At 44.2% G+C, this 14,958-nt stretch carries 5 protein-coding genes; all 5 read right to left on the bottom strand.

Annotation, left to right across the window (positions count from 1 at the left end):
• Positions 1–18: 18 nt before the first annotated feature.
• From OQ5_RS0118115 to OQ5_RS22125, 5 genes are read right to left on the bottom strand one after another with little or no spacing between them, the layout of a single operon-like run.
• The gene (locus OQ5_RS0118115; RefSeq protein WP_016778847.1) at positions 19–1,881 is read right to left on the bottom strand and encodes a hypothetical protein; all 1,863 of its coding nucleotides are present in this window, start codon (positions 1,879–1,881) and stop codon (positions 19–21) included.
• Positions 1,878–7,292 (bottom strand): hypothetical protein, encoded by a 5,415-nt coding sequence (locus OQ5_RS0118110; RefSeq protein WP_141638897.1) that lies wholly within the window; start codon positions 7,290–7,292, stop codon positions 1,878–1,880. Before OQ5_RS0118110 ends, OQ5_RS0118115 begins: the two co-directional genes overlap by 4 nt.
• Before the next feature lie 34 nt (positions 7,293–7,326).
• Entirely contained in the window at positions 7,327–7,680 is a 354-nt protein-coding gene (locus tag OQ5_RS0118105) for a hypothetical protein (RefSeq protein ID WP_016778845.1), read from the bottom strand.
• A gap of 18 nt (positions 7,681–7,698) precedes the next feature.
• A complete protein-coding gene (locus OQ5_RS0118100; RefSeq protein ID WP_016778844.1) occupies positions 7,699–11,352 on the bottom strand; it encodes a DUF4179 domain-containing protein in 3,654 nt (1,217 codons plus the stop codon).
• A complete protein-coding gene (locus OQ5_RS22125; protein ID WP_016778843.1) occupies positions 11,349–14,870 on the bottom strand; it encodes a DUF6603 domain-containing protein in 3,522 nt (1,173 codons plus the stop codon). The genes OQ5_RS0118100 and OQ5_RS22125 overlap by 4 nt, the downstream gene beginning before the upstream one ends.
• Positions 14,871–14,958 lie beyond the last annotated feature (88 nt).

The following is a 14,958-nucleotide window of genomic DNA, read 5'->3' as shown; positions in this document are numbered from 1 at the left end:
AGTTTGAGACAGATAAAGTTAGCGTTTTTCTCCAATAATCTGATCAAATCTCAATCCGCTCAAACCCTCTCCGCGACCTGTTTCTTTATGGATGCCGATCCAGTTAAATACTTTTCCTCCATGCCACCTGGTTCGCTGGAAAGATTTTTTTACCTGAATACCTGCACGAGGAACCTCCTCTTCGAAGACGAAATAGGGGACTCTTTCATTTTCATCGAGACCAATACGCAAAATAGTAGTTCGCGGCTTTACGGAATTGAATGTATTATCGGCATTCATGCGCGGCATAGAAGCGCGCTGAAGTTGTATTTCACGTTGGGAATGATCAACATGAACAGGGATGAAAGGGATCCAGTTTTCGGGTACAGTATTCATTAACTGGTAACGAATATCGGCCATTGACTCCTGGTCATCACCGCCGTTATTTCCTTGAAACAGACGGTCATAGAAAGATGACAACTCACGGGCTGCTTCTATCCCTTTTTTGGTATCGCCAGAGGGCAAAGTAATATCCGTTTCTATAGCCCACACCATATTTGCTATCTCATCCCGAACAAAGACAACGCTTTCTATCGGAGGGCCCTCCTGAATTTTGAGAACAGTAGGTAACATCAACAATGAATGATCCGCTTGTGCGACGGCCTCGGTTCCTTCACGGTTCACTGCGAACATCGTCCACCGTTGCCAGTCGTTATCGGCCCCTCTTCCGGCAGGTTCGATCAATGTTCTCTCACCGAAACAGTTGGTCACCACTAATCCTTTTATTTCGGAAATAGATGCTGCAGGCAATGGTTGTGGAATCATAAACCAGTCGTTGGCATAAAAAAGAGTGAATTCCAGAAAGAGTTTTGAGATATCGGTTGTATCCGGTTTGATATCACCCAGGAAAGTTTTACGGTCCTCAAATTTCCACCAACGCGTATCCGGCATTCCTTCATAATCGATATTTACAGGGATAAAAGTAAATTTGGATTCTCCAACAGGAATTGTTTTCTCAGCTTTTTCATCCTCTGCGTTTGGAGAAGTATCCCCTTCAACATGTAACTCAGAAACAGAATCATCCAGGGTCAGGTTAAACCAGTCAAGGTGTCCCGAATGATAGCCATCTGCTTTGTAGACTTTCTCTCTTGCCTCAAATGGTACTGAACACCTGAATTGATATTCCAACCTGGAAGGAAGATATGCATTTTGTCCTTCATTCATTGGCTGAAGAAAGAAATTATTCACCCATTGGATAAACGCTTCGCGATATTCTTCGATGATTGTTTCGTCATCTATTTCAACCTCATCAACGCCCGGCTTACCTGTGGTCAAATACAGATAAAATTCATATCCGTCCATTTTTCGCGATGCGGCTGCAGCAAATTTCTGCCAACTTTCGGGATGTGCAAGAATATCAGCATGCTGTTCATCCACAGGCGATTCAGGAACTCTTACAGGATATTTCCCGGCATACAATCCCGCCAGTTCCCTATTGGCTCCGATAAGTTTAAGCCAGTATCTGCCCATCATAATCCTTATATCCAGTGAAAACACTTTCTCGTTCATCACAAAGGGAACGGGCATCTGCTCAACCAGTCCTTCCAACGGAATATTGTTCCTGTACATTTGCGAAGCATTGCCGGCCGGTTGAAATTTTCGCAGTCTTTTTTTGTTGCAATAAATTTTTGCCAGTATCGGAGACCCGGCATCATCGCCCAAAAATTCTCCCATCTGCCATTGCCGGGTCAACATCCATAACGGATCGCGAATTTCCGCACGTAAAGCTCTGGAAAAGTCTTCTCTTCTCGGACGGCCTTCCACGCGGTTCCACATAGTAATGGTGGGATTTATGCCAACCTGAAAATCGGGTAAAACCTGAAAATGTTTTCCGTTACTCATTGTATGGGTGTTTGATGGTTCATGTAATATTGATTGGATGACAGATAATTGGCCGAAATACTGACAGGCCGGGCCGTTATCGCAGCAATAGTGGCCGGCAAAAAGCAGGCATAGCCCGTTTTATCGATCTGTTGCGGCTCCACTCCGCGCATCTTTACTTCATCGAGTGTTTCATTCACAACATCAACCAAATCCTGCCACATCCAATTGGAGTTCGTTTGCGGCGACACAGCCAGCAACATGCTCTGTGGAGGTTCTGAATTGGGACGGTCGTAATGAAAAGCGGTTCCGGCTGTTTCTTCTTCCAACGGAACAGTCTCAGTCCATTCATCAACAAGCAAACCACAATAAGATGCATGCCCCGAAAACGGATGATGGTACCAGGCTGTGTAGAGCAAATGGTCGTTTTCCAGAAATACTTTCTTTAAATTTTCAGAATCTGACTCCGTTACAGCTCCAAACTCCATGGCAAACCAGGAACATGGTTCCACACAGGGAAACTGGGCCGGTGTTAGATCAACAGATATATTGTTGAATGCTTCAGCCCAAAACATGACTTGTTCAAGATGGCTTGCCTTTTCACGAACACGAGCTACCCCATGGAACCAATCATCCACAGGCAGTGGATTTTTACATTCCTGTTGCTGATAAGCCAGTAGCCTTCCTATACGATCGGAATCAACGGCATTTGCCCATTCTTCACTCCTTTCGGGAGTCATCCTGAAAAATGGAATAATCTTCATCTCTTCGGTCATCAGTTCAGCACACATTTGTTGAGCAATTTCCACTTTTGCCGCCGGGATGCTTTCTTCGTTGTATTGACCTCTTAAAACAGAATAACGTTCGAGCCGGCCACTAATATCTGCCTTCAATAATTTCGCTTTGGCATAGACATCTTCGGCGAATATCATACAAGCCTTGCGAATATCACTGACATCTATTGGAATGGCATCAAAGGATTCATAATTCGGAATCCCCTGATTTTGAAATTGAGTCAGAGCAAAACCGACCCCCTGGTAGGATTGTTTCAGAAATTTATCAACTTTTACTTTATAATTCTCGAAAGCTGTCCGTTGCACCAAAACCTCATTATAGAAAGTCACGGAATCGGACCATTGAGGAAGTTGCGTGGAAATAAGATTCCAGGCCTTTTTAAGGATATTGAGTTTTTCTCCCTCAGGTAAACCGGTATCGTATGTGTTTATTAACACATCGAACTCAGTGATTTTATTATTCCAGCGCTCCAATACTTCGCTAATTTTATCCGACAGGGCAGACATCTGAGTCTTTTCCCATTCCGCCAGGAAACCATAACCGGTATTAGGGAGGCCCGACAAAGAAAGAGCGTGCAATACCTGCCTCAGATCAGATATCCATCCGTCAAAATTATTTAAAACCTCATCTTCATTCAGCCAGGTGTCATTATTCCTGTTTTCTTCAATTTTCGAAACCAAATCAGTCAATGACTTGCCACTTCCGTTTTTATTTAATATTCTATCAAAATAATTCGATGCTCTTTCTAATCTTTGAATATCATAACCAATACCGGAGTCCTCTTCAGAAGTTATGTTCTCATTGGGCAGCATGACATCGGAAGCTCTCAGAGGGCGGGAACGTAACAAAACAGAATAAAGACTTTTGACCAGCGGAACCAATTCAAAAACAGAGACTTCATCGCCGGCTGCGGCAAGTCCGGGAACATAATATTTTATGCTGATGTCAGCATCAAGCCCCGGTTGAGGGGTAAAATGGTTCAGCACATAATGAACAATCAGGTCATCGAGGCCTGTCATCGACCGACCCGATTCATCACCTGTCAAAAACAAAAGATCGACGGGCTCTACTCCTAACATTTGCATGCTGACAGGATGATTTTTCACTTCAATGTTTAATCGGGGATTCTTCACAGATACATGACATATAATTTTATCGAGCTCAGGAAGAACCTCTTTCACGAATAAATTCAATCCCGGCTCTGTCATTGCCCTTGGCGAGTTACTGTTTTCAAAAGTCTCCTCCGGGGCCGGATTAATATGAATGCCCATCCTGTGTGTAACATTCACCCCGGTGCGCGGCGTTTGAACCACCTCCGGAATGTCCGGGCAACCACCTTTGCTGAAGGTATCAAAAGTACCGGCAGCTCTTTCATAATTTCCCTGAACCACCTGATGAATTCCTTCGGCAAGTGCAAGATCGGCAACGGCATCGTTAACATCCCGTATTTTGTTGATGGCATCAATAATCACTTCTCTTTCTTTATCTGAGGGATTGGTCAGTTCCAGGGCATCAAAATAATCCGATTCGCCGTTTGTTTCGATACGTGCTTCCACAAATTCAACAAGCGCAGCACCGTCTACAACATTGTTGGCTTCAATATTTTGAATGGGCGCATTAACATAGTCGTCCTCCTCAGTAGTTGTCGACTTCATTTTATCTGCAACAAGCGGAAACTGACGTCGAAGAGAATAGATGTGCCTGTGCGGAAAAGTTCCGTTAATGAATGCCTGATCCCGCAGATGTCTTTCAAACCGGTATCCCAATAATGCAGAGATATCCTGCCCCTGGCGAATGCCCTCCAAAATACCTAATGCATTCCGGACTCTTTCTGAAGACAGGTTAATGCCATATATTTCAGCATTTTCTTCAGAAGCATGCGACAGGTAGGCATTACGCAACACAGCTGCAGTAACGGCATGGTTTAATGACGGAGCCTGAATGTATCCCTGATTGGTATTGTCTTTATAAATCGGTTTATTTCCGTCCGGATGAAAGGCATCCTGAAGGTCATCATCGTCAAAGTCGGTAATGGCTGTAAGGGTTCTATTTTCAGGACGCACCTTTTCGAGCCAGCCATAAGCACCAAGATACAATCCACCCTGCCCGGAATAATCATCACCTTCATGCTCCTGCTGCTGATCTCGTAGCCGGTTGAGGTGATAATGAATCAGTCCTTCTTTCCAGGCATCTAAACGATATGAAACGCAATCGATATGCTCGGAAAGTAATCTTTCGAGCCGGGCAGTTGGCAAATCTTTCAAATATGTCAAAGCATCCAGTTGATCATTCAGATAACTTCCCGGAATGGCTTGTCCGTGAAGACTTTCAGAAATGAACTCGGAAACGGTCTGCTCACGATTTCCGGTGATGGCCTCTACTTTCTGTTCCAAAAAGTAATATCTGCTTTCACTGGGAAAAACAGAGTGAGCCGGTTTTCTTTCCGGTTGTGAGTTGTCTTTGTTCTTCAGTCCACTTATGTGAATAAAATCGGGCTCCCGCCGGGCACATCGAAGCATTTCTTCAGTGGTCAACAATTCATGCGATTGATAGAGTTGCAAAGCTGTAGAAAAATATCCCAGTTCCATTGCATGATGGAGCATTTTGTATAATAAGGCCTGAGGTTCCTTATTGTCCGAGAATCCCTCTCTGGCCCGGAGCTTACTCAGCGATTTACCCGCATCCATCAACCATTCAATATAATTGACCTGTTTTTCGGAAGGCTCATTGCCGGGAATAGTAATGGTTGCATAGTTTCTGAGCTTCTTTTCTTCCGACAGGGGTTGGTCGTCAATCAGACAATCAACCGGAAGCGCTTCACCTGTAAAAAATTTATCATAGATTTCAGGAATCTCACGTTGATCGTACCCCAGCTTACCCAGCAAATCCCAACCGGAATGGCTTTGTGCCCAGGCATCCAGATAGTTTTTACTGGCCTCATAAAGTCTTGTCATATCCATATCGGTCGTTGCCGTAGCATATTCCTCGTACAATAATTTGAACACATTGTACAGATGATTGAGACTTTGAGCCATCCGTGTGTGAAATTCCACAGACCCGCCATGATGTCCCAATATATCCATCATTTTCTGGTGGGGATTCTCACCTGGTTCAACGTGGGGAACCGATAAAGACATCCCTTTCCAGTCATCCTGAATTTTCAATAATACGGCATATAACTGATTCAGAAAATTGTGAAATGAGTTTAGATTTTTTTTCATGTGGGTCAGTTGCCCGTCGAATATTTCATAAAACCAGGAAATACGCGAAAAAACGGTTACCGGCAGTATCCCATAAGGCTGATCATCTATACGAATAGAAGAAATCGGGCCTCGTCCTGACACATATTGAGTAAAAAACCATCGAACGTTCTCAATCTGATCATCATTAAGTACCGGCCTTAACATTGTATCCAGCATATAACCGAGTGTGGCCGGCCAAAGAGCCGTATTCATGGCCTTTGCTTCCTGCTGATCGGTAGTGACCTTTGATTTCGAATGTTTCAGAAAATTTTCAGAAAATCCAATCAGCTTATTGAATACTTTTCTGTCCGACTCCTCAAAAGACTCATCGTTTGCAGCATCATCAGACTGAAACATCAAATCAAAAGAATCGTTTGAATCTTCACTCTCCGTATATCCCGATTCTTTATCCTGTATATTATTGGTTGCAGTACCCACTGGCAGTAAGCTAAAGCCCGAATTACCGAAATAATGATTGCGAAAAAGATTCTCAGCAAGTTCTTTCCCGGTTGTTTTATCTGCAGTTAACCTGATGCCAACAACAATAAGCCGGTCGTAACCTTTTTTTACATCATGATCATAATCGTCATCGTCGGAAATATCAAAAGCCATTCCTGCATTCTGAGCTTCATTAAAATCGACCATCCATTTCATTCCCTGTGTTATTTCCAGTTCGCCGTCAAGATAGTCGATCTTATCCCCTTCCTCCGCTGACGGATCGGGCCCACACTCCAACACCAGCGGCACCTTATTGCCCATTACTTTCAACTTTTCAACATTGTCGCGGTAACCAATGAGATAAAACCGCTCGGGCATGATACGAACCTTTGGTACCTGCGTCCAGGTATCCCGCTGAGAATCAACATCACTATCGGGAGAAAAAACCACACACATCACGGTAACTTCCGCACCATCTCTGTCTGCAATGAAAGAAAAATCATCTCCAATATTCCTGGGCACAAAATGCGAAAGCAAATAGTTTACCCGTTCTGCATCCCTTCCTTCCGAAAAGGTATTAAAGGCACTTGCAAGTCGTTCCACATTCCCGTTGGCCCGCCAAACCTCTTCCCAGTACAGCAAGAGTGCATTCTCTTCATTATCCTCCTCCTCAAGGTCACCCTGAACCACCGGAATGACCAGTTTCACATAATTCCCGTCATGCTCTTCGACATCAAAAAATTCGTTCTTATTCAAGGGCTGGTAATGATCATAAATATATTGTGCCCGCCCGGCGCCATGACTGTCGACCAATGTTCGCCAGGCCCCTCTTTTTTTTGTTTCATTTCCAGCGGCAACGGCCCAGTCTGTCCAAAAATCACGGGCATTTGCAATCTCTGCGTCCGAAAGAAATTCTTCAAAAGTATCGATGGAGCAATCGTCAGGAAATATTCTCACCCACAGATGGTTTATTTCTGCACTGTCAATTTTTTTAAAATTGTGTTTCAATTCTGAGTGGCATCATCAAAACCGGATATTGAGAGCTGAAAAATTTGGACATATTCTTCTCCGGATCTGCAACCGTTTCCTGAAAACGATTCCAGCTCTCATCCAGACCACTAAGTTTATTATTAAGAGACGCTTTAACTTCCGTTATTTCAGCATTCAGCTGTTCTTTCGATTTCTCAAGTTGCTCAAGCTTCAGCCGATGTTCAGACACATCAGAACGAAAATGTCGTTTCAGATCAAGCATCTGATTCTGAACCTTTTTAAGCGTTTCTTTTTTGAGATGCAGCTCCTTTTTTATAAGGTCGGTTTCCTGCCACAAAACATTGACTTCATGCATAATAAATCCTGTTAAGTTTTAAATTTTGCGAAGCATTTCACTACCATGAACAGCCATCATCACCGGTGCCTGGTAAAGAATGTAAGCAAGGTCGGATGAGTTGATGCGGCATCCTTCCCCATTACACCATTCTATCTGCTTATCTTCAAAATGTTGACGACGAACTTCATCCTTTTCACCCTCAGGATCGTCTCCGGTAATAGAAAACGAAGGCATATCTTCGACAATACGGATGAAATTTGACGCTGAATCATCACCGCTCCCGGCAATACTCCCCCATGTCAGATCGTTCCAGAAGGTTAGCTTTTCAGGCACAGTTTCACCTGCATCCAGACCAAAGCGGGGTTCACCCGGCCGTTCTTTAATAACAAAAAACCAGCCGGGTTCCGTTTCACCATCTTCACCAGTGCCTCCTTTTGCTGTGTCAGCATCCAGATCAAAGCCGAAGAAATAAATATCTGGTTCTGCTTTGGCCTCATAAAGTGGTGTTTTCACTTTAGTGCGGGGTGGGTTGTTTAACTCTTCTGTTTCCAGTTCCATCAGCAGGCGAGATTCTGTATTGTCAATATTCCCCTCATCGTCGTATTTCCATTTGGCCTTATGGGCGTAAATTACAGCATTCGGATAACGCTTCAGCAATTCTCCCCTAATGACCAAAACCACTTCTGTCTTATCTCCAACATCTCCACTTTGCAAGGTTTCCGAAAGCTTTTGCTTTTTATACGCCTCTCTGTGATCATGATCGCCCAGGTTGGAGAATTTAGACCATAAATGAAGTTTCGGAATATCTTTAAGGCTTTCACGTATTTCATCAGCAATAAAAGCCTTAATTTCTTTTTCGTCAGCATCCTCCCCAAGATGGGCTTTGGCATTATTATAAAATGCATTCAGCTCTTCTTTTTCATACATAAAATCGGACACGTCCCAAAACTGACGGAAATAACTGCCCCGCTGGTCGGTAGGATACTCCCTCCATAACAATTCACGGGCAAACTCATGATTAAGCCCCGTCATGTAAGCTTCAATAAAAGGCTGGTTTACCTCAAGTAGCGAAATAGAATTCTGAGCCACGTAATTGATATTAGGCAAAAACATATCGGAAGAAAAATCCAGCAGCGGCTTATACATAGGAATATCAAACTCAGGATAGGCCATTGCTTCTCTGAATACTTCCTTCTTAAATTCAGCCACCAAACGGGGAGGAAGCGAAACTCTTGCCTGAAGAATATAGCCGGGAATGGTAATATCGGGGTCGGTTTTTTCAAGAATAGCATCTGAAATAACATCCAATTTCAGAGGCGGTCGATATTGCTCCGATCCACGAACAGCATCCAGAAAATCCTGCAACAAAACATTGACTTCTCTAAGCGCTGTTTTGAACCTGGCCGACTCATCGCTATCACTGTCACCAACCGAAAAATGAGTGAAGTCGCCATAATTGGTCAACCTGAAATCCGGCTTTTGCGGTGATTCATCGATGGCTTCGGGCGTCTGTTTTTCCGTATCAAACATTCGTGAAGCACTCATATTCTTTTCCCACTTGCGAATGGACAGAAAAAGATAGATGAGCAGCAAAGCAATCAATAAAGCAGCGCCTGAGACACTGCCCAACCCGGGTGTTATAGAACTCAGTCCGGGTGCCACAAAAACAGACAAAAGGATAAGAATGATTAATGCAACAGCCAGAACAAGATATTTGAACCATTTGTATTTTTCGATCCATCGCAAAAGAAAAGCCGGAACTTTTTGCGGAAGAAACGAATCCTCCATTACACTGGTGGTGGCAATGCCCTCAGGCACCTCTTTGGGAGGAGCTGTCAAGACTTCGCTGTTATTTATCTTTTCAATTAATCCGGATGCCTTTTGGGAAGAGCTTTGCAGTCCTAATGCCTGTACCAGCCGGCTGCCCGGCCTGGAAAATTTGCGCATACTGTAAGAAAAGACAACAGGCGGTACCTTGCCGGTTTTTACCTGATGCTTCACAGTGGTTGCCTCTTCATTATCTGCCCCTGCCTTCGAAACAACCCGGGACTGGAGCGGTTGTGTGAGCCACAAGAAAGCACCACTATCCACATTGCGTATGGGTTTCAAATATTTATTATACCAGCGACGTGCTGCAAACTGTGCCAAACGGGCCTCCCGAATGCGACGATTGGCTTCCACAACTTCGCCCACCTGCTGCCAGGCCGATTCCATATACTCTTCCTGATGGGTCTGAATTATTTTGGTGCCAAAACCGGCGGCCACCCGGTAACGGGGATCCAGATTAAGTCGATGCACCCAGTTATTGTCGGGTATGCCATCACCCTCTTTCAGCAATTCAGGATTGAGCGCATGCCAACGGCCATAAAGCGGAGGCGTAATTAAAGGATCGGGATCGGAAGATTCTGTACCCAATTGTTTTATTTTTGTTGGTAAGTGGGGATCGGAGAGACTGTTTTTTACGCCCTGTTTTGAAAATTTCTCAGATAAGTTAATAAATGAAGCCAGCTCTTTTTGAAATTTTCGAGGATAAGGGACATCCCAGTTCTTATATTTCTCATACGTTTCCCGGTCTTCCCCCGAAATATTAATTTCCGGAATGCGCAGGACACCCCCTAAGCGAAGCACGCCGTTGAGTGACGGATATTTATCTCCATCCGGTTTGAGTTCATCATCCGAAATCCCGTCTATATAAACACCGGGCCTTGTTACATCCATATCACGGCGCCCAACTCTGGAATCAACCGGTTGTGGTTCAAGTAAACGCACCAGGTATTCAAAATCACCAACTTTACCGGTTCTAAAGTGCCACCTGTAATAGACAGGAAATTTCTGAGCTTCTACGCGTTGCAAAGTCTCATCTACCTGAGAAGCCCAGGCCGGTGTATATGGCGTATAGTCATTATTTTCAAAAATATCTTCCACATCGAGCCCCAGACCGGCCAATCGCCCACTTTCAAATGCAGGCACCAAAAACGCATGATAAGATGTATTCTCTTTGAGTTTAATGGGACAAATAACCCTGGAATAAGCCATATCGGGGTCCTGACCGCGTACTTCTTCAAATCGGGAAAGTACCGATTCCATTTCAGATGCATCAGCCTTTACCGTCTCTACTCCTGACAAATCGGGAGGCACCTCAATGTCCGGATCATCATTCGTGATCAGATCACGATTAACATGAACATGTGCCCAGGCCCACAATTCCCCGGATGGCTGGAAAACATTGACCGGTTCTATACCCTCTTTCAGCACGATATAGGGCAACGGCTTATTGGTCATATCCTTCCCGTTCTCAAAAACATCCTCTTCGAGTACTATCAATGCAAGCCATGGACGCAAACGGCCATGTTCGTCAGGCTGAACCGGAGAATAGCGCCAAGGAAAATCCTCATCGTAAAAATCGATGGATGGCAAATAATTGGGTTCAAAATTGGTAATCTGATCCCGCGGTTCGGTCTTTATTACGTTCTTCCTGTCGATACCAACGACATCGCCGGGGCCGTATAACCTTATGCTGCCTGCAATATCGGCATCAGGTTTATTCTCTCCGATACCGCTTCCCTGAATGGAAAAACCCACATTCAGTATGGCCCGGAGCTTGTCAATATCAGGATCCGTTGCCGTTTGATTGGCGATACCTTCCCTGAGCCAGGGAAGAAATGAATATGTGTCCGGTTTATTGCTCATACAGTAATATTAACTTCGTTAGCCGGTAAAATTTGTAATGCACCTGTCATCTCAGGATTATTCATCACTTCGTTGGCAAGAAAATGCTCAGCCTCGCTGTGAGTATCGAAAGCAACATCGGGTTTGTATGGCTTATTGTTCATGGCATTGACAACCATAAAACTCCCTTCTCTGATGGTTACTTTTTTATCGAATGGCTGATGCTCCTTTCTAAAACGGTCGGACAACAGCGACCTGGATGCAGCATTGTTGTGCAGGAAAAGAGAGAACAAACTCGTAACACCTCGAATAAATCCATGGAAAACACGTTTAAACGCTGTATCAATAATAATTTCTTCATAGCGTACATGACGCACTACCGCTGTCGATGATCTGATGCTCCCGTTATCGGGTTTCAGATAAGCGCCTCCCTTGTATTTCTTAGTAGCCGGTTTGCTCAATAACTCACTGGGACCCATATCGAAGAACTGACCGGGCGCAAACGATTCTTTAGCATCTTTATCAAAACTGAAATTCCCTCCGTCAAACTTCAATTCAAATCTATTGGCATCGGCAGGTTTCTGATTACCCACTTTGTCGATCTTTTTATCGAGCAGAACAGCCCGCTGACTAATTTTGATCTGCCCCACCGGATGCATGATAATATCCGTTCCGCCTGCACTATTTTGAGCTTCCAGGTCGCGAAGGGTAACCAAAATACTTCCGTAGGGAGGAAGAACGGCCTGCCAGTTTTGACTGTTGTTAAATTCTTTTGCCAGAATTGGAATAACTTCAACCGGAGGCAGAGTCGTATTTTTACTTTCTCCCCACTTCTTATCAAACCTGGCCTTAAATGTGACAAACAGAATTTTAATTTTTCCATAACCTTTAGCTCTCCAGGGAGTCGGACCTTCAAGCGAGAATTTCGCAGTAATGGAAAACAGTCCGGCACCGAATACTTTCAGTGAAACCTTTCCGGAAATCTCTATTATGAAGTAGAAAGGATCGAATTGAAACAAAGCATCAAAGCCGAGATACCCTTCAATTCTGAACTCACTGAACTTGAACCAGATATCTATTTTAGAGCCGAACTGAACGGTGTTGGTTGTGATGGCAAAATATCCTTCCAGCCGGATTTTTCCCCAGGATTTATTGAGGATACTAATGGCAACCCGCCTGGGTACCGGGAAAGGAAGTGGCGGTGGAGAAAAGCGTGGATGAAAACCACCGACGCTGATAATGAAATCGGGATTGTCCCCCCAGGCCACCAGGACGCCCATTTCTCCCTCTATCGTGAAAGCAAGTATTCTTGAGTCGAAAAGAGAGGCAAAAAAGAAAGCCCGTTTCGTAGTAAAATCAACTGCCCCGATAAAATTCACCTGCAAAGCAAGAACGGCTTTATCCTCTTCCGGAAGAATACATTTTATGACGCCAAGAATGGCAATACGCTCAAGGTTTCCTCCATCATCGGTCTTTATTTCCAGTATAATCCCGACAGAAAGACTGATCAGGGCCGGCTGTCCCCATCCCAGCTTGATCATCGGCCCTATCAAAAAATGATTCTGTTCTATGGGGAAAAAGACTTTGATATCGCTGATGATCCTGGGCGCATTTTCAACAACATTGGTTGGAAATAAGATATTGGCAGTAGCCCCGCTTCTTACACCTTCTGCAAGAGGCGTAAGTTTTGCAGTACGATGAAGTCCCAGTAATCCGCCGGCTCCCAGAAAAACAAACCCCATGCCTATCTGGATAGTAAATTCGGCTGTTATTATTATTAAAAGAGAAAATCCGTCCGATCCATCGGGCATTTTGGTGGAAATTAGTCCTATAGCCTTCAGCGATAAAAAATCCTGAAATGTGAGTTCAAGAGCGCCTGCATATTCACCACGGTCATGGTCAAAGAAAAGATAACCGGCTCCTTTAACAACGGTGGCATCCACAGATAGTGCTACCCCATTGGGGGGCTTGAATCCGAAATCAATATCAACAGGGCCGGCATTACCTTTCCGGTTATCAGGAAAACCAAAACGTGCCTCTACCCCGATGTGATCAACCGCAGCAAACAAAGGTCCCATTTTAGCTGCAAAGGAACTCGATATTTCAAGTGGTAAAGCCTTACCATCGACTCCTAACCTGAAATACAATCCGGAAATATCAAGAGGTCCGAGAGATAAATGGACAGGGAGCTCTATTTCCAGCCCGCCGCTGCCTTTAAAATAAACACCTTGCTGCCCGGACCATCCGACAATTATGTCAAAATTGGAATTAAGCCCGTCTGATGGTAATATCTGAGATAAAAAGCCATCGGCACCTTCCGCTTTAAAACTGAAAACGCCTTTCAGGATGCCGGCTTCAACAAAAAAATCGAAGGTATTGCTGCCGGTCAGACCAATGCCCGAAGCCACATAAAGTTTTTCTGCTGTCAGGTCTGAGCCACCGGGCAGACTCAAAATAGTAATTTTGTTGGCTTCCTTTTCACTGAATGCAAAAATAAGTTTCAATTTGCCCGTGGAACTCCATCCGTCACTCCCTTCTGAAAATAAACCGGAAAGAATCTGCATTCCCTGATCGGGCCTTATTGATAAGACAATGCCATCCTGCAAATCAATTTCCGACTCCACTTCAAAAGCCAAACGATCGGTAAGGGGAAAAGTTAAATCCGCTGTTCCCCTAATAAAAGGTGAAAAGGCCATGCCTGCGTCCGTTGAACCGGCAGATGTTTCACGCAGTCCAAAAAGGGACAACCCGATATCGGTTTCATCGTTGCCAAGCCCTTTCAGCAAATGGACAACAACTTGCGGCAAGGGATTAACCCCTCCTGCAATTCCGGTAATTTTTTCCTCCACTTTCAAAGGAAGTTCACGTAGATAAGCCTCTCCTCCGAAAGCAATAATAAATTTGGCCAGATTGGTAAGGAACAATTCTAACTTAATGTGATCGGTACCCCAGCCATAAACCTCTTCAGCAATATTTAACGGATCACTGAAAATTTTAAGCAGCATCGGGTATTCAATCTTATATCTAAGATGCCCGGTCTGAAAATTATCCGTGTCTGCATCTTTCTTTTCGATCGAAATCACTCCTAATAGCTCAAGAGAAGCAAAAAGTGGATAATAACTGTTTTGCAGATATTTGATGATTAACATATCAATCAACCTGACAAAGAATTCCTCCTTGATCCTGGTCTTTAACAGATAATCATTCGTTACGCCGCTGATATCTGAAACAACATCTATGGAGTTATGAATATTTCTGAGCAAGGTACTTAATGCAGACAATAACCCGGCATAACGCTCAGCCATCAGCATGATATCATTTTGCTCTTCGGAGGTAGATTGTAAGATGTTTTTCAGCTTTTCCAGAACATCTTCAATTCCCGAAACAGCAATCCCAAGGTCTTCAACGCCAGGCGGAAGCTCCCATCCGAGACTATTAATTAGTAATCTGCCCTGCCGGGGGCCTGCCAGCCCGGTCTTTAAAGGGGCAAGTAACCTGGCAATCTCCCTGGTTAGTATGTCAATTGTTGAAGCTTCCATTTTTTGCTTTAGTTAGTGCGTGTCTATAAACTCGCAAAAAATTTTTACAGTAGGGTGTGTCTGTTCAGAAAGTGTCAATTACGGGAAC

It is taken from the genome of Anaerophaga thermohalophila str. Valhall (genome assembly GCF_000250735.1).
Taxonomy (GTDB): Bacteria; Bacteroidota; Bacteroidia; order Bacteroidales; family Marinilabiliaceae; genus Anaerophaga; species Anaerophaga thermohalophila_A.
This window is presented reverse-complemented; position numbering and strand designations above follow the sequence as displayed.